General features: G+C 43.3%; 19 protein-coding genes. 2 read left to right on the top strand and 17 right to left on the bottom strand.

All coding sequences use genetic code 11. The features are described from left to right. Positions 1-13: 13 nt before the first annotated feature. The 4 genes from F566_RS0120075 to F566_RS0120060 all read right to left on the bottom strand — a co-directional run bounded on the left by F566_RS0120075 (position 14) and on the right by F566_RS0120060 (position 5,539). A complete protein-coding gene (locus tag F566_RS0120075; protein WP_020408825.1) occupies positions 14-1,426 on the bottom strand; it encodes a mannose-1-phosphate guanylyltransferase/mannose-6-phosphate isomerase in 1,413 nt (470 codons plus the stop codon). Between the two features lie 46 nt (positions 1,427-1,472). Continuing rightward, positions 1,473-3,407 carry a polysaccharide biosynthesis protein gene (locus F566_RS33565; RefSeq protein ID WP_020408824.1) on the bottom strand — a complete coding sequence of 645 codons (1,935 nt, stop codon included), beginning with the start codon at positions 3,405-3,407 and terminating at the stop codon, positions 1,473-1,475. 226 nt (positions 3,408-3,633) lie between these two features. Continuing rightward, positions 3,634-4,692, bottom strand: coding sequence for an MraY family glycosyltransferase (locus tag F566_RS33560; protein WP_157496936.1), 1,059 nt, complete (start codon positions 4,690-4,692; stop codon positions 3,634-3,636). A 19-nt stretch (positions 4,693-4,711) separates the two neighbouring features. After that, positions 4,712-5,539 (bottom strand): glycosyltransferase, encoded by an 828-nt coding sequence (locus F566_RS0120060; protein ID WP_157496934.1) that lies wholly within the window; start codon positions 5,537-5,539, stop codon positions 4,712-4,714. A gap of 228 nt (positions 5,540-5,767) precedes the next feature. Between F566_RS0120060 and F566_RS0120055 the strand changes: the two genes are divergently transcribed. Beyond that, positions 5,768-6,700 carry a glycosyltransferase family 2 protein gene (locus tag F566_RS0120055; protein WP_020408821.1) on the top strand — a complete coding sequence of 311 codons (933 nt, stop codon included), beginning with the start codon at positions 5,768-5,770 and terminating at the stop codon, positions 6,698-6,700. A 57-nt stretch (positions 6,701-6,757) separates the two neighbouring features. Here the strand turns inward: F566_RS0120055 and F566_RS33555 are convergent, their stop codons facing one another. The 13 genes from F566_RS33555 to F566_RS0119990 all read right to left on the bottom strand — a co-directional run bounded on the left by F566_RS33555 (position 6,758) and on the right by F566_RS0119990 (position 22,508). Beyond that, positions 6,758-7,624 carry a glycosyltransferase gene (locus tag F566_RS33555; protein WP_020408820.1) on the bottom strand — a complete coding sequence of 289 codons (867 nt, stop codon included), beginning with the start codon at positions 7,622-7,624 and terminating at the stop codon, positions 6,758-6,760. A gap of 31 nt (positions 7,625-7,655) precedes the next feature. Beyond that, entirely contained in the window at positions 7,656-8,486 is an 831-nt protein-coding gene (locus F566_RS0120045) for a sulfotransferase family protein (protein WP_026180163.1), read from the bottom strand. Between the two features lie 56 nt (positions 8,487-8,542). Next, positions 8,543-9,199, bottom strand: coding sequence for a TylF/MycF/NovP-related O-methyltransferase (locus tag F566_RS0120040; protein WP_020408818.1), 657 nt, complete (start codon positions 9,197-9,199; stop codon positions 8,543-8,545). A gap of 65 nt (positions 9,200-9,264) precedes the next feature. Continuing rightward, positions 9,265-10,470, bottom strand: coding sequence for an ABC transporter ATP-binding protein (locus F566_RS0120035; RefSeq protein ID WP_020408817.1), 1,206 nt, complete (start codon positions 10,468-10,470; stop codon positions 9,265-9,267). Continuing rightward, on the bottom strand, positions 10,470-11,270 hold the full coding sequence (locus F566_RS0120030; RefSeq protein WP_020408816.1) for an ABC transporter permease: 801 nt from the start codon (positions 11,268-11,270) through the stop codon (positions 10,470-10,472). The genes F566_RS0120035 and F566_RS0120030 overlap by 1 nt, the downstream gene beginning before the upstream one ends. Then, positions 11,270-13,276 carry a capsular polysaccharide export protein, LipB/KpsS family gene (locus F566_RS0120025; RefSeq protein ID WP_083921135.1) on the bottom strand — a complete coding sequence of 669 codons (2,007 nt, stop codon included), beginning with the start codon at positions 13,274-13,276 and terminating at the stop codon, positions 11,270-11,272. The genes F566_RS0120030 and F566_RS0120025 overlap by 1 nt, the downstream gene beginning before the upstream one ends. A gap of 133 nt (positions 13,277-13,409) precedes the next feature. Next, the gene (locus tag F566_RS0120020) at positions 13,410-14,552 is read right to left on the bottom strand and encodes a hypothetical protein (RefSeq protein WP_157496932.1); all 1,143 of its coding nucleotides are present in this window, start codon (positions 14,550-14,552) and stop codon (positions 13,410-13,412) included. Positions 14,553-14,554: 2 nt separating this feature from the next. Then, entirely contained in the window at positions 14,555-15,778 is a 1,224-nt protein-coding gene (locus F566_RS0120015) for an MBOAT family O-acyltransferase (protein WP_020408813.1), read from the bottom strand. Positions 15,779-15,981: 203 nt separating this feature from the next. Next, positions 15,982-16,809: a class I SAM-dependent methyltransferase gene (locus tag F566_RS0120010; protein WP_020408812.1), complete on the bottom strand. Its 828-nt coding sequence runs from the start codon at positions 16,807-16,809 to the stop codon at positions 15,982-15,984. Between the two features lie 63 nt (positions 16,810-16,872). Continuing rightward, the gene (locus F566_RS35675; protein ID WP_020408811.1) at positions 16,873-18,015 is read right to left on the bottom strand and encodes a glycosyltransferase family protein; all 1,143 of its coding nucleotides are present in this window, start codon (positions 18,013-18,015) and stop codon (positions 16,873-16,875) included. 2 nt (positions 18,016-18,017) lie between these two features. Then, positions 18,018-18,953 carry a glycosyltransferase gene (locus F566_RS0120000; protein WP_020408810.1) on the bottom strand — a complete coding sequence of 312 codons (936 nt, stop codon included), beginning with the start codon at positions 18,951-18,953 and terminating at the stop codon, positions 18,018-18,020. A gap of 14 nt (positions 18,954-18,967) precedes the next feature. Then, complete coding sequence (locus F566_RS33545) at positions 18,968-20,068, bottom strand: SDR family NAD(P)-dependent oxidoreductase (protein WP_020408809.1); 1,101 nt, start codon at positions 20,066-20,068, stop codon at positions 18,968-18,970. Next, positions 20,058-22,508 carry a hypothetical protein gene (locus F566_RS0119990; protein ID WP_020408808.1) on the bottom strand — a complete coding sequence of 817 codons (2,451 nt, stop codon included), beginning with the start codon at positions 22,506-22,508 and terminating at the stop codon, positions 20,058-20,060. The genes F566_RS33545 and F566_RS0119990 overlap by 11 nt, the downstream gene beginning before the upstream one ends. Positions 22,509-23,111: 603 nt before the next feature. Between F566_RS0119990 and F566_RS0119985 the strand changes: the two genes are divergently transcribed. Continuing rightward, positions 23,112-23,309, top strand: a 198-nt coding sequence (locus F566_RS0119985) for an IS5/IS1182 family transposase (protein WP_020408807.1), incomplete at its 3' end; no start/stop codon positions are given.

The raw sequence follows: 23,309 nt of genomic DNA, 5'->3' as shown, positions 1-23,309 counted from the left end.
CAATCAGAGGCGCTTATGCACGACCATATGTGTCATCAAAACGGACGATATCATCTTCGCCCAAATAGCTACCGGTCTGCACTTCAATCAATTCTACGGGGATGACGCCGGGGTTTTCCAATCGATGGACAACGCCAAGAGGAATATAGGTCGACTGATCTTCTGTCAAAATCATTTCTTCTTCACCCCGGGTCACTTTCGCTGTCCCGGAAACGATCACCCAGTGCTCCGCCCGATGATGATGCTTCTGAAGAGAGAGACGCCCGCCAGGCTTCACCGTAATACGCTTTACCTGAAAACGATCTGATTTGGAGATCCCCTCATAGGTGCCCCATGGACGATGCACTCTTTTATGGAATCTGTACTCTTCACGATCTTGGGCTTTTACCTGCGCCACAAGCTTCTTAACGTCCTGGACCCTATCTTTATCGGCCACCATTACAACATCATCGGTTTCCACAATGACGTGATTTTTCAGACCAATGGCCGCAATCAAGCGCCCTTCAGAATGGATATAAGACCCCTCAACATCTTCAGTGATCACATCGCCAACTTTGACGTTACCATCACTGTCCTTATCCTGAATCTCCCATAACGTAGACCAGGACCCGACATCACTCCATCCGGCATCCAGCGGAATAACCACTGCATCCTGGGTTTTCTCCATCACCGCATAATCTATAGAGTCATCAGGACAGGCTTCAAAAGCTGCCTTATCCACTCTCATAAAATCCAGATCAGCCTGACGACCCGCATAAGACTTTTCACACGCACTGTAGATATCCGACCGGAATTTCTTCAACTCTTCAAGGTAGCGGTCAGCACGAAACATGAACATACCGCTATTCCAATAATACTGACCGGAATCTATATAGGACTCCGCAGTCGTCAGGTCCGGCTTTTCAACAAACTGCTCCACAGGCGCCACACCCGACTCGCCGATATTTGCCTTGATATAGCCATATCCTGTATGCGGGCTGTCAGGAACGATACCAAAAGTGACCAGCTTACCTTGCTTCGCCTGAACTCCAGCCTTTTCGACGGCCTCTGCAAACACATCTGACTTACCAATGACATGATCGGCAGGGAGTACCAGCAACACAACATCCGGATCATATTCAAGCGCCTGTAGCGCCGCAATCGCTATCGCAGGCGCGGTATTACGCCCCGCGGGCTCCAAAATAATCGGCAATCGCTCAATCCCCTTCTGTTCTTCCAGGGATTGCGCCACAAGAAACCGATGCTCTTCATTAGAAACAACGGAAACCTTACCTTTACTTTTTAACTGAGCAACCCTGGCCACAGTTTCCCCAAGCAAACTCTGCCCGGCAGTGAGATTAAGAAACTGCTTAGGATAAGCTTCCCGGGAAAGAGGCCAGAGTCTGGAACCAGAGCCTCCGCATAGAATTACGGTCGCGAGCGACATGATAAATTTATCCTTGATATTCGTTTATCGCTTTACGGTAACCAGGTTACCGTTTTAGGGCTATCGGCTGGACATTTTCGGCCGACTCAACATTTTGCAGATTTTCCAGCCAAACAAGATCTTTTGTTTCATCCAAAGGATGATAATCCGTTTCAGCTTTTTTCAGAAGCATTCTAACTAATTCGCAGTCAAAATTATGGCACGCTGCATCAATTTCCTTTAATAACTCTTCAACTTGATGCCATGGAAGATACTTTTCTCGAGCCATCATAATTCTGGGATAAACCGTCCCTTGAGGATCATTCCCAATAAGCACCTCTTCATACAGCTTTTCACCAGGTCGCAGGCCAGTGTAGATTATCTCAATGTCTCCCAGGGGGTTGGCCTCACTCTTAACTTCAAACCCCATCAAATGAATCATTTTTCTTGCTAATTGATCGATTTTTACAGGCTCACCCATATCCAGCACGAACACCTCCCCGCCCTTGCCAAGTGCTCCGGCTTGCAAGACTAATTGTGCAGCTTCAGGTATTGTCATGAAGTAGCGAGTAATATCCTGATGAGTTACGGTCACCGGCCCACCAGAAGATATTTGCTCTCTGAACAGAGGAACCACCGACCCTGAAGAGCCTAAGACATTCCCAAACCTCACCATACAAAAACGCGTCGCCTGCTGACGCTGAGAGAGGGCCTGGAGAACCAACTCTGCTAGTCTTTTACTCGCCCCCATGACATTTGTAGGACGAACAGCCTTGTCCGTTGAAACAAGCACAAAAGTCTCAACCTGTGCATTGATTGCAGCCTCCGCTGTATACCAAGTACCGAAAAGATTATTTCTGACGCCTTCAACAACATTGTGCTCCACCATGGGCACATGCTTATAAGCAGCAGCGTGATACACGGTGTTAACCCCAAATGACTGCATTACGACCTCCATCCGATGACGCTTCTGGACAGAGCCAAACACCGCCTTAACAGGTATGTCAATATGTCTTTTCTCAAGTAATTGCTCTAACTCCTGATGCACAGAATACAAGGCATATTCCGAGTGCTCGAAGAGAACAAGCATTTTGGGTCTATGCTCAACAATTTGCCGGCAAAGCTCTGAACCAATGGACCCACCAGCTCCCGTAACCATTACAACTTTATCGGAGATACATTGTTCAAGCAGCCCGACATCCCCATCCACTGCATCACGCCCCAATAAATCCTCGAGATCGATATCTCTAATTTCAGAGATCTTCGCAACACCACGAACAATATCCGTCATTGAAGGAATTGTCTGAACCTTTATCGAGACTTCTTCAAGTCGCTTCAGTACTCGATAACGATTACTTCGCGGAGTATTCCCAAGCGCAAGCAATACGCGCTTAACGCCATATCTATTAATGAGTTTTTGCAAAGAAGAAGGGGAATGTACCCGTAACCCGTTCAGTATCATTCCCTGTCTGGCGGGATTATCATCCACAAAAGCTATAGGAAGATACTCTTGGCCCTGATAAAGAACTGACGAAAGTTGAAGTCCCGCGCTTCCTGCACCGTAAATTACTATTTTTTCCTTTGAACGCAAATATCGATGCAATACCAAGGAACGGACAATCAGCCTCGCGCCCCCTACTAACACTAATGACAGACACCAATAAATAAAGGGGACAGATCTCGGAATCTGCGCTTGAAGTATGAAGCCAGATGCTCCAAGAACCAGAGAAGAAATCGTTATTCCCGACAGGACGGCGACCAATGCGTGGTTACTCATAAACCGAATTACCGCCCGATACAAACCCAACTTAGCAAACAAAATCAAGCTACAAGCGACAGTAATCCCCAAGCTCAAGAGTACTTTCATGTCATCAGTAAAATACAACCGCTCCCAACGAAGACTTAGAGCGGCCCATAATGAAAAAAACAGAAACACTATGTCCCAACATACAGCAATTAACTGCCTTACTATGCGACTGGAATCCAGAACGGTACTAATCATAAACTTTGGAGCCCATCCTAATTTTTTTTAATATACCAACACAAACAATGACTCTTTCCTCTCTAAAAGGAGAATCACAATGATTTGAAGCTCCTTCAAAGGTTGTATGACGTCACCAGCAAGCTAACTGCCCACCCACCAAATCTCTTGACCAATAGTCTTATATCCAACTATCTAGATTTTGCAAATCCAGAAAGCCGACCAGGCAATTCCCAGACATAGTCTTCTATTTTTCCGCTGAACCTGCCCCAACTAAAAACACAAAAACAAAAAGAGGTACGGACGCAATAACAGTCAACAAAATCACATAATCAGAATAACTTATCGCGATTAACAACAAAGGCAACAGCCAGAAGATATTTACTGCTGAATAAAGCAATGTAACCTTCTTATGAGACTTCCACCTACCAGCTAGAATCTGGTATGCATGTCTTTTGTGAGGAGACCATATTTTCTCTCGCCTTATCAGCCTGCGGAATAATGTAAATGTGGAATCTACCCAAAAGGTAGCAGTAATAATCAACCAATGCCAAACAGAAATATCGCCTACAGTGCTGCTAACCACTGCAACAAACCCAATAAACGCCCCTAGTGTACTACTCCCGACATCTCCCATAAAAATGGTTGCCGGCGGCCAGTTACTTATAAGGAATCCGGAAACTGCCGCGGCTGACACAACAAGCAAAAATGCCAGAACTTCCATAACCCCAGCATCCTGCAAGTTGGTCATGGAAGAGAAACCATCTTTAAAAAATACCAAAAATGCGCCACACAGCAAGACATATATTGACTCCAATGCAGTAATGCCATCGATTCCATCCATAAAATTAAATAGGTTTAACAGCCAAAATATCCCCAAAAAATATAGAAAAAGCAAAAGGCAATAGTTCTCAATTACAACGAAGTAGAATGACAAATTTGGAAGGCTTGGTAAAAAATACAGTGCGATTAATACCACTCCCGAATAAGAGGCCGCTCGATAACTTGAAGGCAAGTTGTAAAGATCATCAAAAAATCCAGTTACCGATACTCCAGTCACGATTATCATTATAGAGAATAACACTTCAAGACTGTCTTCATTTATAATAGCGACCCCTAATATTGTTAATAACATTAAGGAAACAAATCCAACCCCGCCCACTCTTGGAGTTGGTAATTCATGAGAGCTTCTATGATTAGGATGATCAAGCAATCCTCGGCGGATCGCAAAACGCCTCAAACCTACCGTCATCAAAAAGCTAAGGCCAGCTATTGTTAGGCTGAAAAAAAGAAAAATAAGCATCATTTTCATTTTATGGAAAGGATTAGATAAAGACGATTTTATATTTACAAAAGAATTTAACGGCCGAGGCTAGAAACATTTTAACATGCCCCCCTCCCTTACCTCCTGCACCACCACCAAAATGTTGAATTTTCATCGCCGGCAAATAAACAATTTTACCTATTTTTGAAATCCTCAACGACAAATCAAAGTCTTCAAAGTATAAGAAAAACCTTTCATCAAAACCTCTCACTGCTTTAAAAGCACACGAGCGCATCATCATAAAACACCCACTCGCTATTTGCGGCTCAAAAGGTTCGCCTCGATCAATTTCAGGCCTATACTCGTAGTGTGAGAGCTGAAAGCGAAAAATTTTTTTCAGTACATTTATTCGAAGAAACCGAACCAACAAAACAAGAATGGATGGATACCGCTTGCATAGATACTGAAGTTCACCGCTAAAAGGGTCATAAGACGCAGGCACTGTCATAACTGCGCCAGGATTCAATTCAAGATACCTTACCCCCCTTTCCAGCACCTTCTCATCTAGAATGAGATCAGAGTTCAGTACAATATGATAATCTCCAATATCTCTTTCCAAGGGAATATTATTTCCGGCACCAAAACCAATATTGCCATGACCACTTAGTATCTCGATTTGCAGTCCAGAACAAATACCAACTGATATTTCTTTTGCTCGTTCCAGTACTTCCAGACTATGCTCAGTAGGGCCATTATCTATAAAAAAGAGCTTAAAAGAGTGTCCTAAACTCTTCTCTTCAGCATAAAGAATAGCCTTAGCCAGCGAAGTCAAAAAATTCTCAAGTTCTTTAAGATCTGGAGAAAATGTTACACAAGACAGGGAAATCAACCAAACACCCACCACGAAAAATACGAAAAAGCAATCAATTTACAGCGCCCCATTCATTTTAGCACTTGACACAGACTATCCGGACTAGCCTGGAGACTTAAGCTAGGATACACTATAGATATATCTTGTTTAAACAAACATTTAGTTGTCACAAGAAATAACCATCTAGCATAAAAATTCATTAAAAGTCACAAATTATGGCATTATAATTATTTTGGAAATCTCAGAGTGCATCCATCTGTAAAAAAATCGGTAGCCGTCGTTTTATCCACTTTTAATGGTCAGAAGTTTCTACCTGAATTAATCAACAGCGTTCTTAATCAAAATAATGTAAATGTATCCATTTATATCAGAGATGATGGATCAACTGATACCAGTATAATTTCTTTTCTGAAGAGATACGAAAAGTCAGAGCATATACATATTACCTACGGCCAGAATATTGGAGTCACAAAGAGCTTTTTATGTACTCTATCCGACGTCCCTGACAACTATGATTATTATGCATTTTGTGATCAAGACGATATCTGGTTACCAGAAAAACTAGAGCACGCTATTGCATTATTGGAGAAAAAGACTAGCCCTAAACTATACTGCAGCACTCAATATATACTATCTGAGAATCATAAACTTAATAACGCTACCCCCCCCCCAAAACGTGCACCGTCATTTAATAATGCCATGGTCGAAAATGTAGTCACAGGCTGCACAGCTGTATTCGACAAATCTATCAAACGACTTGCGACAAAGCCGACTTCTAGAGAAAAAATTATTCTGCACGATTGGTGGCTTTATCTAGTTGCAAGTCACTTTGGAAATATCATTTTTGATGACGCCCCGCATATATTATATAGGCAACATAATCAGAATTTGGTGGGGGCTAATACAAACACAGCCTTTATTACAACTGCCAGAGCAGTATTGCGAAACTTATTTTCGCCCAAAAAAAGACTTTGTTGGCTAGAACAGCTTTCAAATTTTTCATATACATTCTCCGACGAATTGGACCCGAGCCAGGCAAATAAAATAGCAATCATAGTGGAAGGATATAATAAGGGGATCATCGACCGGATAAAAATTTCATTAACAGCCTCCTATTACAGACAAAAAAAGTTAGAAACATTTTTATTTAAACTCTCTTACTGTCTTGGCCTGTTTTAGAAATATCAATATCTATTACAAGAAATATTTACACTTAACAAGCCACATCAAATATATTCACCCTCCTCTAACCTGTCTTTCGACTTTCAAGAAGACTCGTTTTAAAATATCTATTGGTCGATATTTACTCCCCGAAATGAGCTTAAATGGGGGTACAAACTTTTTGTCAAGAGAATCTATATCTGAAGGCAAGTCGGTACCATTTAACTCCGCTAGGAGCTGAGCTAATAGTGATGGTCGTATATGTCCTAAAGTTATCTCTCTTTTAACATCCTCGAGTTGAATATGATGCCCCTTAATAGCTGCCAGTAACACATCAATCCATAGCTGTTCAAGGGGGTTTTTCCTCGTAGTCCAAGGTTGCGTATTCATGTCGGTAAAGTGAAGCAGAGCCGTTTCCCCTCGCTGATAATACTCCAGGGAATTCCATCGCTGATGTATTATCCGGCCAACCTTTTCAGCTATACATAAGTCATACATTAAGTCTTCATAGCCGAAATCTCCATTATCCAATTGCCGAACAATAGACTCTACTGACCATTGACACTTTACGCAGTCAATTAACATTACACTAAACTGACCTCGCCTTTGAGAATCCCCCTCTTTGACAGCCAGCACATCTGCTCCACCCATATCCATATCATAGACATCTGCTATATCTTGGAAGACCATCATGTCAGCATCAAGATAAATTGCCCTTCCTTTATAATCACATAAACTGGGAATGACAAAGCGCTGGAAGGAAAATGGCGTTCTCGGCCTGTTTCGTGGCTTGACAGGAATCGGCAATCTATCAATTTTCTTATAAATAAGCTCCACTACCACGGGGCGAGACGAGTGTTTTTCTATTGAATACTTTAGAACCTCAGCAGGCAACCACTCGGATTCAGTACAAGCTATAAAAATTCGCGGAGACTCATTCATCTAACACAATATCCTTCTATACGACAATCACTTAAAACCTAGCGATCAAACATCTCAGCGAGTTACGGACCACGTCACTTCTAGTCTTTGCCAAATAGTTCGCAGCATAGCTTCTAACCGCTGCGTTTCCAGACATTGAATCCAAGATCGAATCGGTAATAAAACTCCGATCGAAGTGCAATGCAGGATCTGAGACCAATGAATTAATATACTCAAGCTCAATACCAAGGAAGTCATTAAGCGTACTGACCGTTCTATCGAAATCAAAAACCAGGTCTTCATAATATAAGTGAAACACATTGGGGTTGTTTTGATGGTCTTGAACAGCTGTGTATGCTTCCACCCAGGCAGATAGCATGTCGTCGAAATCAGTGATCGCTTTCCACCAATCTCTTCCTTGTTTTGCAGCATTCATCCGACGAAGCATTGAGTTAATTACATCCAGAGGATTACGCGTAATGTGCAAATAACGTGCACCAGGCATTTGGAGCACATTGTTAATTTCTTTTGCGTAAGCCGGTAATTTATCTCCCCATAACAACAAAGGGGTCTCAGGATGCAGTAAGCTATGGTGATGCTCGTATATGGACTTCAAAGTGGGCCAGAGTGAGTCCTGATTAAAGTTATGACTGTGGATATTATCCATTGACAGGGTTTCTCTCGGGGAGAGTTCTCGCATACCTTTAGATAGAGCCTTTGTTCTACGCTCTCTAGTAGAGAGCAATTGACTCAATGTCTGGCTAGCTTTTAATAAGTTTTCCTCAGATGATATAAAAACTCGAGGATCAGAGTTCAGTATCTGGAGGATAGCGGTAGTTCCACTACGAGGACTACCGCCTATTAACAGTAAATTCGAGTTCATTAATGTATAGCTCGGCTAACTTCTTTATAGGGATGAATAGTGCAGAAAAGCCTCTGTTATTGATCAGAAACACTATTGATTATAAATGCCCGTCCAGCCCAACTATATGAAAAATAGTCTGAAACGATATAGAGACCGCTTTTGCACCACTCATTAAATGCTTTATGGACACCCTGATCAGGCCTCCCACGATAACAAAACCAGTCGTCAAACAGTATGACGGCACCGTCGGCCAGTCTTCCCTCTAAAAATTGGAGACAATCCAATGCTGAGCTATATAAATCGCAATCTATGTGCGCTATAGCCACCAAAGAATCCTCTACAATATTGATCGTCTTTTCAGATACTAAACTTTCCGAGTAAAATCCTGGTATTAGGTTTAGATCATCTGTCTGAATCCCTTGCTCTGATATGTGATCTAAAACAACTGCTACACTAGTTTCAGAAAATTGACCAGGTTGAAATACCTTATAATCGGAAAGATGATCTCCGCTTGTAAATTCTGGCAAACCACTAAACGAATCAAAGCCAAAGAACTTTTCTACATAAGATTTTGTGGTCTTTTTCTTCCACTTAATATTAGCAGCCATTGCTCGAGCTAATGATACTCCTTTATAGACGCCAAACTCATAATAATCCCCTTGGGTCTCAGACTTATATATAAACTCAAAGGCCTTGTTTAGGGCGCCTATTCGATCAATTCCTTGCGACATTTTTTACCTTATCGACATGGTTATAAAGACAATCTGCCATAAACAGAAGCAATCTTGGATTTCGATTACCCTAATTCAGCGACTGAAGTGTTAATAAATTTCCAATTTGCAGACTTTTGAACGGAGACGGCGTAATAGTACTTACCGGATACCTGAAAAACAACGGCCTCAGATAGGCATAAATGATCCATGCCATCACCACTCATTATTTGCAAATAGATTGAATAATTGCCTGGTGCCAATTCAACACTTCCAAGATCCGCGTACAAAAGAGCATGACTAGATGGCCAGGACAGTTCGGCACGCGCAGAATTCCAATCAAGAAGAACCATTTGAGAGGCATCTTTCAATACTACGCGGACTTGGACGCCTGCAGAGAGTTTCGATACATCAATTTCCAGAGACAAACTTGCCCCGTACTCAATAGAGTCACCTTCTTTAATGTAACGCCCATTACTGATAACAGAAAAACTAACTAAGTCGGGATTAAGAGTTTGACTTTTATTACCCCCACTATGAGTTGTTAGGTGTTCCTGATACTTCGAGATAGCTCCCTGTACATCGCCATCATATATGGCCCGCCCTTTTTCAAGATAAATCCCTCTACTACAAAGTCGCGCAATTTGACCAATTGAATGGGATACAAACAGAACTGCGGCATTACGAGCCATATCATTTATCCGCTCATAGCACTTCAAGCGGAAAGCCAAATCCCCGACCGCCAGAACCTCATCTATAATGAGTATGTCAGGCTCAATAACAGATGAGGCAGAAAAGCCAAGTCTCGATTTCATACCCGAGCTATAAAACTGAACTGGTGCATCAAAAAACTCTTCCAGCTCCGCAAATTCACACACTTGATCGACATACCGATCGAGTTCCTTTCCTCTCATGCCTAGCAAGCGGCCTCTTATAGAGACATTTTCTCTTCCGCTCATTCGAGGATTAAATCCTGCACTCATTTCTAGCAAATATCCTATTTCGCCCTTTACAGCGACATTCCCTTTATCTGCTTGTAACTTGCCGGCTATACACTTGAGCAAAGTGCTTTTACCCGCACCGTTATGCCCAACAATTGCAAGAACCTCCCCTCTTCTGAGCTGAAAATTAATATTCCTGAGCGCCCAGAACTCAGTATCTCTTAACTCTCTTTTTTCTGAAGTTCTACCAAGCGTACTTTTTAATAGCTCTTTCGTTGCAAAGCGAACGGACGCTTTAAGGTCGCGAGAATATTTTTTCCATAAATGGTCTACTTCCAACAAGTTTTCCATTAGCCAATCCTTTCAAGCAAAACCGGTACCTGTCTCTTCAACATAGCGACCAATATAACAATCATGAGCACTGCCGTTGCCCCCCAGATCAACATTGGCAATAAATAGGGTGTTCCCGTAGCATCCTGCAACGCACTGTTTAGAGTCGCCAACGGGGAAGCGAGGGGATTAACAATATTTACCCAGTACATCCAGGACTCCACATTGCTTACCGCCGGATATAAAATTGGAGAAACCAAAACCATAGGCAGATTAATTGATTGTATTGCTTTTTTTACATCTCCATACAATGAAGCCCAAGGGGCGAGAAACAGCCCTATAGCCGCTGCGGTAAGGTGGAGGATTGCAAAGCACGAAAAAATAATCATCCAAGAATCAACACTCGAAGGAAATTCAAGACCCAAGATAGGAATTGCAGCAGCGATTAAACACCCCCGAATAATGAGAGCCAGAACCCCTTCGTAAAGAATAGCTAGAACGAACGGAGATAAGCCAACGCTTAAGCCTCTCAACATCCCTCGGTTACGAGTAACTATTTCGGACATATCCCTTACTATCTGAATCCAGCAGTGGAACAAAGTAATACCACCAAACGCCCTGATAATATCCCATCCATCCGTTTCACTTACACTACCACCACCGGAAAGTTCGCGCTTTATAAAAACATAACAAGTTGCATAAAGAACCGGAATTATCAACGTCCAGGCATAGCCTAAAGCATGCTCCTGAACCTGTATTCTAATATTCCTTTTGGCTAGAGCCAGCCCTGAAGAAAGGGAGGATATCAATGCCCCAGCCATCAGACTTGAGCCTCCAATGCAGCATTTTGACGGCTCTTCAATCCGGTAACGATACCTCCAATCCTTTGCATTGCCTGATCTGATCTTGACATATCCACTGCATAATCATCCAGAAACCAATTGACAAACTTTCGATACCTGACCTCAAGATCCTCTGCTCTGACTTCATTGCAGTATTTCCACGCTTCATTAATGCTTTCTTTCGTTGCATTAAAAGAAACACAGTCATATTCAACACGCCCAAACGTTACTACCGGCTTCACATGCATGAGAGCTTCGAAACCAACACCACTATTGATAGTGAAAACGGCAGTACAATTAGATATAAGATCATGTATGTGAGCTTCGCTCCAATAAATAGAGGTGTTATCAACTAACGTTCGGAATACCTCCATGGCTTTGCGATTGGCGGGATGCGGCTTAAGAACCAGATTAACCTTGTGTGAACGGGCCCATTCCACCAGGCAACTTACTAATTCAATCTCATCTATATCTGAGAAATACTCTATCGATTGGTCATGAGGTATTTGCAAAGGGAAAAATATAAAAGGAGCCACTTCTTTTTTGGTACCAATGGCGTCGCTACAAATTGGCAGTTCATAATCAGCAATTAGCTGTTCTATGGTTTTGCGCTGTTTTTGAGAAAATTTACTATCCAATTTATTTGAAGATAGTAACGCGCGATAAATCTCAAAAGCTCGGCTATCGCTATCGGCCAATAAATCAATATTAATTGGGTAAACGCTTGAAGAAGCACTCCAACCGTGCTGATCCACTACAAATACCCACCGATAAAATTCCTGCATATAAAAATATACTTGAGTCTTTCCTGCTTCAAAGTTTTTGTGACAGCGGTGTGGAATAAAGGCAATCGAATAATTCATCGCATCCACTTTTTCTCGCGTAATTTCCCAAGCAGGTAACTCAGTAATATCTACGGTGTAGCCTTGAGCCTGCAACACATTTGCAAGCCTTGTAACAAACTCACGCCAATATAACCTCAGTTGCAAAGCATCTTCCTGAAGCAGTGGTATCTGTTGCCCGACCGCTAACCGCTTCCAGGGCATATCAAGCCTCGGAATCAGTAAACACACTTTCTCTTTTTTTTGAATACATCTTGCCCTGGCAGGCTCTATTCGGCTATCCGTCCAACTATTTTCTGACGATTCAGATATGTATTCGCTTGAAAGTACCTCCAGCAGTTGGAGGGCCAATTCGCGGCGCTTTTCAGAATTGGACAATAAAGACTGCAGGATAAAGAACCTCATATCAGATTCTTTGCGTGCCCCCTTGCCAGACCATACGATACTATCATTACCAAACTTCCAATCAGCATACTTCCCCTTGAGATTATAAAACCGCATCCGCTCTCTATAGATATCCATTTGCTGATAAAACACTATTTGATCTGCAAACCAGCTTAGTTTCCGCCCAACAAGCAATGCGTCCAGCTCAGCTCCCACAGATTTAGCAAATGCTTTAACTCTATCAGAACAGTTAAACCAGATTGAGCCGGTCGCTACCGCCAAATGTGGCTGAGAATTACTTTCTTTTTGCCGGATTATTAAAACAACCTCTGCCAGAGGCTTATCCGAAAAGTCATTATCAATAGGATTTACGATAAGAGAATCAGAATCCAGGCTCAGAATAGATTTTACGTCTACCTCTTCCAATAACCTTGCAACTTGTGGAAATCTGGCACATGCATAGTAGGTAACTTTCTCACCATCACTATAAGTAGATAAATCAGTTTTCTCGATTGATACAGCCAGACGCGTATGAAGCAGCTCGTCGGCCAGCATTTTTACATCGCGTACAACCTTTTCGGATGGGTTTATCAGGTGCAAACAAAAGACAAAACCAGGTGAGTATAAATCGACACTCCTTATTAACGAGCTAGCATACTCAAAGTATTTTGAGTCGCATGCCGAAAACAAAAGTAACTCACCCACATCCCCGCGAATCGGTATTATCCATTCAACACATCTATTTACTAAGGGTTGCATACTGCCTCCGATTTCCCCTCAAGCCCCTAACACATCTACTAGAATCCCCCCCCTAACCCCATACCAACCAATAAGTAGGGTCACTTTTAAAGACACATCACCATATATTTTTCTTCTTATCTATAGCGGAATGCTAAGGAGAGTTTTTTGCAGATGATAGCTTGCCAAGATCATTACCTCTATCGGCCATACTTTTACCACTTGAGCGAGGTAAATATTTCGATGCCAAAGCATTGCCCAATATTCGTGAAAAACTCCGGGCACCTTGATCACTTAGGTGACGCATATCACTAAAATAGATATCAGGTTCTTCGACATCACGAATACCAAGGTCGATATATGTCACACCATTGTTATTTGCCCAGTCGGCCAACAGCTTGGAATTACGATGGTAATCTCCCCTCCTGTTAAAAGTATCGATAACAACCGGATTCGTAGGAAGAGCAAACAAAGCTAGACGTCTACCGCTCGAAACCACTACATTATTTAAACGATCAAAAAAACCGTCCTTACCTGTCAGGTTAGGCCACAGATCTTCAGGTAAAGGGACAAAATGCCGTTCCGGATTGTACTGGGCTTTCCAGCGCATAAACTCCCCTTCGTATGCTTCCTTATTATCAGCAATGCTGCTGTGTGGAGAAAAACCACGATAGGGTTCTCCGTTTTTTGCTGAGTTGAACCGTAACCCTTGAGGCGCAAAAACGGAAGAAGGTAGCAGTAGAGAACGAACCGAAGAAGCATAACGAACTGTCCATAGGCCATTAAACACTTGGCGTCCTAGACGGGTATCCCAGTCATAGTTGCGGCATAGTGAATCAACGCCCAGATCGATTGCTAAAGGAGAGGTAAGAACCGGTTTCTGTAGGGCTCCGCAATTATCGCTAGGCTTTTCTATTGTGCCGTACCCTGCTGTTAGCTGCACCCCTAATACGACAACCTCCACTTTTTGTAATGCAGGTTGTTCCAGCAAAGGCGGTAACAACTCTACCCACCAGGAACCACCAAATCCGTCAAAGGCATGATTAAACGACTTAATGTTAATGCCCTGCTGTTCAAAGGCCTCATCTATTTCAGCAGGATGAATTCCCCAACGTGTTTCAGAATCACCAACAAACAGCATAGTCCAATCCCCCTCAACATCACGTTGAGATATCTGATCATCTATGCTCTCGCTATTACTATATGAAACGAAATCAAAAAGGTTGCCGCGGAGCCACCATTCGGCAACAGCCAACAACGTCGCAAAACAAAAGATTGTAATGGAGACCCTAAACATAACTAAAACTCAAAATAAATAAACTGCATAGCTTCCGGTGCACCTAAAACTACTGCCGCAAGAATAAGCGCCAGTGAACCACCTACTGCAAAGTCTGGAGCGAGCCTCTCTTCCCTCAACGCACCTAACAATCGCTCCACTGGGACCTGAACTATAAATAATGCCAATGACATCATCGCAATTTGCTTAAGCGTTGCTGATAAACCTCCGTCACCTCCTATGAACATTGCAGACACAATATTTAACGCCTGAGACACGTCTGTCGCACGGAAGAATACCCAGGCGATCATCACAACAATGAAGGTATAGCCCCACCCCATAAAGCGCGACAAACGATACAAGAACAATCTTGTCCCCGAAATTTGTCCACCAGCATTTGGATTAACTCCGAGCAAATGCTCCACAGCTAGCACAGCACCATGAATCGCCCCCCAAACTATGAAAGTGTAGTTGGCTCCGTGCCAAAGCCCTCCTAACAGCATAGTGGCAAACAAGGCCAATATAGTTCTCAATTGTCCATGACGAGAACCACCCAGGCTCTTATACAAGTAGTCTCTTAACCATTGAGAAAGCGTAATATGCCATCTCCGCCAGAACTCTCGTATTGATGTGGCAAAATAAGGCAGTTTGAAGTTCACAGGAATATCTATACCAAACATTCGGGCAAGTCCTACTGCCATAGTGGAATACCCCCAAAAATCAGCATAGATCTGGGCACCAAAACCACCAGCCGCCGCCCATGCTTCAATACGAGTGACGGTGAAAGGAGATAAGAATATGCTGTCGACCAAAGGTGCCAGCCCATCCGCAAAGACAAGCTTCAAAAATAAGCCTACAGCAAATATTGCCATCCCTGAACATAGCTTTGGCAACGAAAACTGGAAAGAAGACTTAATCTGAGGAATTAATTCATGGGCACGACAAATAGGTCCTGCAATTAACTGAGGGAAAAAAGCTTTAAATAACAACGCAACAGAAAACTTTCTTTCTGCCGAAAACTCCCTTCGATGAACATCGATAACGTATCCAAGGGCCTGAAATACAATAAAACTTATTCCTAAAGGCAATGCAAACTTGGCAATTCCAGAGCCTAGATTTTCACATATATTTAAATCATCCAGAATCTGTCCCAAGAACCCTGCATATTTAAAGAAACCTAGCGTTCCAAGAAGTAAGACCGCAGCCACCCAAACCGGCCAGGTAGAAGCGGTTCTTTCAGCAAACAATGCACAACTCCATGAGACGAAAACCAGTCCTACCAATAAGACAAGATATGGAGGAAACCAGTAACCATAAAAGATTAGGCTACCAACTAAAAGTACAGATCTCTTAATACGGTCCGATGGACTTACCCAAAACAGAAAAAGGCACAGGGGTAAAAAAATACCTGCGAATACAAACGAATTGAAAAGCATATAATCTGGCTACATTATCTCTGATGCACTTCTATTTTTGCTTTTTTTGCGACAAGTATTGGTCGATAAGAAGCATTCTCCCACCCAAGAACGTGAGGCGACATTACTTTGAGGATAACAGGAAACCCTGCCGAACGAAGCGAGTTAATCAATACTTCTTCCTTTGCCCAAAACGAGAAAGTATTATCTAACGACGCTCTAACTTGGGATTCTTTTTGATGGTCCGTAGCGTTGTCTTTATGCTCCCGGAACAAATAACCTTCCCGACCAGCCTCAGTTTTCACCGGCCCTTTCAGGTTGTGCCGCTTTATGGACAGGTCTGAACTGACATGGGTGTATATAAGCAACATATCAGTCGTCAAACGTCCAAGCTCTCGAACCATAGCATCGAAATCATCAATACCCAGATGGTGAAGGATGCCGGAAAATATTACTACATCAAACACCCCTAATTCGGGATCCAGTTTTCGTACGTCGCCTTGGATAAATTCAATTTGAGGCTGCCCTACAGCTCCAGCAGCAAACTTCGCCCGATCTACGTAAAGCTTGCGCCCCTCAACTCCCATCACCTGAGCTCCTCGCTCGGCAAACATAACAGAATGGCGACCCTCTCCGCAGGCCAAATCCAACACCCTCTTTCCTTCAAGTGAGTGTCCGTAAACCTGAGTTTCAGCAATCTGTAGCAATGCTTCTCCGATTCGATTAAGTCCAGTAGCCTTCTTGTAGAATTGCTCACTTTCGGGAGTGACACTAAACAAGCCTGGCACAAACTCGTATAAGTGAGCCCATGGAGTTTCTGGAGATAGTTCCTTTAACCGACTTTCTATTTCTTCCCGTGTCATGTCTCTTATTCGCCTTTTATGATTGTATGAATACGACTACCTTTCAGCGTGCGGAGTACCGTTCTAGTTTCTCACTAAATTAAAAACCTCAACTAATTGGTTAGATAACCTTTCAATAGAAAATGCTTCAGCACAGTAATTCCTTGCGGTCTCAATAGTACCCTCCTGAGCAGTAGAATCATCAAGCAAGGCGACGATAGGGGTATACCAATCTTTGTCAGTCAAAACGCCACCACCAGAAGGGATAACATTGCTGTATACGCTCACATTGCTGGCAACTACTGGGATCCCAGCAGCGCTATATTCTATGTATTTAGTCGGGGCCTTACAGTTGTTAAATGGAGCATCGACTAGAGGAGCCAAACCAATATCCCAATTAAGTGACGCAAGAGTGGTCAGGAACTCCGGATAGGATTTTTGCACAGAGAGGCTTTTAACCCTCTCTCCAAATCGAATCAAAGAGGATGGTATTCCAATCGTGCCGAACACTTCAAATCTGACATCTGGGCGCTCTTCCAACACGCGCTCTATATCGGGAACCGCCAATTCAAGATCCTGCTTGTGCCCTTTAGAGCCCATATAGCCAAAGGTCTTTTGGTTTCTCGCCAAGAAGGGCTTAGTGGACTTAAGCTGGTCCCCTAAATAAGGCGCATACATCCCCCAAAATACCTTCTGGTCAGGAAAGCGTTTTTGCAAGGTATCACCCAAGCGAGATGTTGACGCATAGATCAAGTCACAAGAACTTAGCATCTTCTCGCGGACTCGCACAACATCCTCAGCCCCTTGTCGCTGTTTTATCTCTTTACCGAGCGAGTCAGGTATCTCAAGAAGATCATCATCGATATGATAGATAACGGGGATATTATTACCCTGAAAATAAGCCATTATTTCTGCCCCATAGGGCTTGCCATATCGTGTCATGACAACAACATCAGGCTTAAAAGTTTCCAGCCAAGATTCCCAGGACCCAGCGCCTTTAGATTTAACATAGGCTTGAGACACGACAGCCAGGTTAGCCCTCCCCTGCTCATGCAGCCGGCGTAAAGGAATATCAAAGCTTATATAATAGGTTGCATTAATATGTTCAGAGAAAATCAGGATATTCAAGCCATGTATCGCCCCTCCCAGGTATACCTCAAACTCCCCCTGACTTGACTCAATCGTCGCAACCGGCCTCTTGATCAACTTATTTATTATCGCCCTCATACTCAGCCGGACACCTCTGCACCCTCAACACTGGCCCTCATTTTTTTTTCATACTCTTCTATTGCTTTCTTGCGACGACGCTTGGCTTCATACACATCCTTATGCGGCTTGTAACCCGCCAATCTGTCCATAGATGCATTCTTCTTATCCCAAAGTCCTAGCAGAAAAGACGGAATCATATGTCTGTATTTAATATCGCGAAGCAATGAGGGGCGGAAATATCCTAATTCAATTTCCTTTCGTATTTCAGCTTCTTTTAAACTTCCATCATTGAGCATTCGACGCACTTCATTGAACCACAAATATCCAAATTTATTACCTACTGCTGTCCACGGTTGCGTATAAACGTCAGTATAATGCAATAAACAGGTTTCAGGCTCCCAGTGCTCCAAGCTATTCCACTCAAACGGCACACCAAACTTAACTTCAGACTCAGGAAGGATACACAAATCGGACATCAACTCATCATAATCATAGCTCCCTGCATCCATACCTGCGATGATCGTTTCGATATCCCAATCTAGACGTCCACAATCCAATAACATCACAGCGCACTGCTTTTTCCGGCGCTGGGGAGCTCCGACTTTCTGAGTTGTCTGCTCCTGATATTTCACTTCTTTTTGAATTACAACCTTTGTATTGTCAAAAGGAATATCCCAAAGCTCCCTGATATCCTTGAACACAAGCATGTCGGCATCCATGTATATCGCTTTACCCTGATAACCTGCCAGCTTTGGAATGCAAAAACGACTGAATGAAAAGCCGGTGCGCTGACCATTCCTGGGGTCCAATGGCTCGGGCACTGGTAGATCCAGCATAGGAATAACTTCCACCTTCGCCGCCGTATGCCTCTTGATTGAGTACTCCAATACTGGGACTGCTAACAGTTGAGATCGGTCTACTCCAACATAAACTCTGATTGTTTCGTTAACGGACATAAATCCCTCTTCTGTTATAATTGGCCTATTTCGAACTGCTGACGCGCCCACTCTGAAAGCTCTGTGATACCTCTTTCAATTCCCACACTAGGACTCCAATCAAGAAATTTCTGGGCAGAAGATATATCTGCACAAGCGTGCCGAATATCTCCAACCCTAAATTCTCCAGTTATCGCATAACCTTCGTCCGTTTCTCCAAGATTCCTAATGAGCAGATTGGCCACATCACAAATAGTTACAGCCTCACCCGATCCAATATCTATAGTCGAGCCATGAATCAAATTACAGATACCGGACTTAACTAAAGCATTCACGACATCGTCTACATAAACAAAATCACGCATTATCTTCCCATCCTCGTATATGGACAAACGCTTACCTTCCAGTAATTGTCTGGCAAATATGGACAGCACGCCCGTGTAGGGATTACGCAATGATTGACCGGGCCCATAAACATTTTGAAAACGTAAGATCACAGCACTCCACGCGTCACCTTCACCAGCCTGCTTGAGCAAATACTCTTGCATAAGCTTGGTTGAGGCATAAATTGAAGCAGGTGCTGGAGCTAACTGGTCGCTGCTCGCAACCGCTTTAGCGGGTAGAGGAGCATCTAGAGGCAAAGGCACAGAGAAATCTCCTGCGCGCATCGTTTCAGGCTGTCGCGGCAAACCAACATAAACACGCCCATCGGACGCACGATATCCTCCCTCTCCGTATACAGCTCTGGAAGCAGCAAGAACAATTTTAGTCGTAATTTTCCCAGAGTATTTACGTACGGCTTCGATCAAATTAGCCGTTCCCTGGACGTTTACTTCGCAATATCGTGCGACCTCATCATACGATTGACCTGTCCCGGTCTCGGCAGCCAAATGATACACAACTTCAGGTTTAGCAAGATCAACGACATGATTTACGATCTCTTTATCCGAAACATCTCCCCTAATAAATTCAACCTGATCGGAAACCCAGTCAAACTCCGGGTTCTGACCATGGACTTGAGGAAGAAGGCTGTCCAAAATCCATATTCTGCACTTCGCATTTTCTTTTATTAGCGCCTGGACAAGACGGGAGCCAATAAAGCCGGCTCCTCCAGTTATCATTATTCTACGAGACATGCTTGGCTCCAGCTTTCGGTCTGTTTGAAACAATATCGTTGATTATATCCTCCGCGGCATTGCCAGAAGGTAAGAGTACGCGCTTGTCGAATGCTCTAGCCAACTCCTCCAGTTGCATGCGACCTTGAGCATCCATTACACGATTAATAAACTCCAGCCAATCACTATCTTTCCTAATCATTGGAAGTGGCGAATAGTTGCTTAATTCTAGACATTCCCCTACTACAGCCGTGGGCAACCCTACACGTGAAGCATCCAATGCAACAGTGGAAGGGCTAGTAATAACTGCTGCGAGGTTCTCCAACATCTGGGGTGCCGAAAGATTACACCATCGGGAATCTTTTGAATTGAGTACGATCAAATTATCGCTTTCAGGCTTAGTCCCGAGGTAACGGTCGGTAAACCATTTGCCTGCTGCATGAGGCTTTATTACAAACAAAATATCGGGGAAGGCTTTGGCAACAGTGTCAATACCATCCAGAAAAAACGCCCTGTAGCCATCGGAATATCGATGCCAATGGAGGTTTTCAAAAATACCTATCGCAATTTTATTTGCGACAAGACGCTCAAAGGGAACAGATTTATCAACATGTAGAGGTTTGGGGCAACCCACTGGAAAACATTTAAGGCGTGTGCACGACGACACTTCATCATGCAGAGTATCTACCTCCCCCCAAGTGTAGATTTTTTTGGAGGCAAACGAAACCCGGGAAATTGCATGAATGTCGTCACTATAACTAAGCCCTACATTTTCGAAACCGTGCTGCAACGTCGCAGTATACAATCCTTTTTTATTTGCGAGCTCCACCAAATTATGACTAAATTGATGGGGGCGCAGGCTAGTTTCTGTTACTGCCAGCATAGTATGCGTAGAGGAAGGCAGGACCTGATCGCTTAAATCCCCAGGGAAATCATTTAGAACCCGCCAATCAAACTCGGACGAGTGTATAAACTGCGCAATCTGCGGCCAGCTTTTAATTGCGCCTAAACTTGTCCATACTGCAAATGTTAGTTGCTTCTGGATGGCAACATCTATGAGGGGCTTTACCAAATCAATATCTTGCGGCAGGTTAACCAAAAAAATCAGCTCAGGGTTGGACTTTTTTTTCAGTTCACCCATTCGACTGCTGACGTCTTCGAAGACCCGTTTCCATGAGGAACCAATTTCGGACTGGCCATACAATGACGCGATTAAAGCCTTACCTTCCTCAATATGTGATTTAACGAGCGATTTATCAGTCAGATATCGACGAATGCCCTCTTCAAAGTCATCAAGGATGATGCAGCTTTCTAAAGCCCTTAGTGCAGGAGTCCTTGTAGCAACAACAGGAACCCCATGACACAGGGAAAGGACTGTTCGATTTGAAGATTTACATACGCTAAATGGATCAAGACTGTTAGGAACGATTACGACATCTGCACGACCGAGATAATCCCGAAAATTAGTAGCAGACCACTCAATGTACTGAGTGGTAATAGCCATTGGGCGGATGAACTCTTCGTATTTGCTTACATTGTTACTAATAACTTGTAATTTAACCGGCAGATCCTTAGCTATTCTTTCAAGTGCATCGCGGATAATAAGAATATCCAACATACCAAAGCTGGCATGAGCAGCCCCGTGATTACCAAACCAGAGTATTCGAAAACAATCTTCGGATTCGCTGCCGCGATCAACTTGATTTTTCTCTAAGCGAGGTAGTCTATCTACGGTGGGAAGTTCACTCGACAGCCCTCTTTTCTCCCCTGCCAAAGCGACTCTCTGGGTTGGGGAAGACCATTGGAACAAAGATCTTACGCTGGAGCGGCTCTTATCGTAATATTGATAAGCAAGCTTCAACCAAAACTTGAAAGTAAGTTTTTTACGGCTGCCCAACTTGCTACGGACAGATCTGACCAAGTGACGATGAATAGATGTTGCAGCCTGCCTTACTACCGCCCAGTTTAAAAGAGAATTGATCTTCACCAGCCTTAGGCGTCTACGCGCATGTTTTAACAATTCATCAGTCTCTATACCATCGGGGATCACATGGACAGGTATGTCTTTTTCCAGGGAATTCCTTACGATTTGAGCAAGAGGCTCTGTTGTGACCACAATAGCCGACGCGGCTCTAGAAATAGCGTTAAAAACTTTAGCCGGAGAGCTAGTCTTAGCTTCACCGTATTCTTGAATAAAAATATTATCACAGAGATCGAATATAACCGGGATTCCTATACTCTCAGCCTCCTGAGCTAATAGAATATCTTCTTCGGTAAAACTCTTAACTATCACCAAGACATCTATATTAGAAAGACATCCTTGATATCTGCATGCCAATATCTTACTTTTTATTGCATACTTCTCTAACGCTAAAATTGGCAGCATAGCTCTATAACGAAGACTGGCCAACTCGATATTTAACGTAGAAACTTTCCAGCCTATATTAAGCCGTTGTTGCATTCCAAAATCCTTAGCGGGAAATCAATCTATTTAAAGCCTCCACTCAGAGAAACAACGCTCTCGAAGTGGTACCTCAAATAATACAGAAAGCCAATCTCTGGCATTTCAAGTTTGTTATAAGAATTCTAGGTATTAAGCGACGTTGATGAATATAAGTTAAAGAGAGCAGCTTGTTAACCAGAGATTTGTCATTATTGACATATAGTAATGCTGCCACTTCAGACAGGTCAACCACCCCCCCGGGGATCGAGCCGCCCCTTTCAACTCTCAACACTTTGGGATTAGCTCCTCAATCCCGAATTATACTGGCGACATCCAATTTAGATGCCTTAGGCTACATAATTGGGTTTGCCCACTTCATCGTTCAGGTGATAATAATTCTTACCTGGACACATAGGCAATTCCATTAGATCATACACCCTCCATAAGAAACACTGGGCGCTTTTCGAGCTACTCAAACCAGAAACGAAGCAAGAATATAAATCGCCCGCCGCCCCATTAAACTTGACCCCGCTTTCAAATAAGCAGGGTACTAGGGAGGCTCTGAATAACTCCCCAAATCAGTCATAATACGGCCAACTTCACTCATCAGGAATACTATCCATGGATCAGATGACTTTCTCCGAAGCTGAATACCAGAATAAGAAGCGTAAGACCCGCCGGGAAATCTTTCTGGAGCGAATGGATAAGCTGATCCCATGGAAACGCATGGAAAAGAAGATCGCCCGCTATTACCCCAAGGGCGAGAACGGCCGCCCTCCGTATCCGTTATCCACCATGCTTCGTGTCCACTGCATGCAG

It is taken from the genome of Hahella ganghwensis DSM 17046, from assembly GCF_000376785.1.
Lineage (GTDB): Bacteria > Pseudomonadota > Gammaproteobacteria > Pseudomonadales > Oleiphilaceae > Hahella > Hahella ganghwensis.
This window is presented reverse-complemented; position numbering and strand designations above follow the sequence as displayed.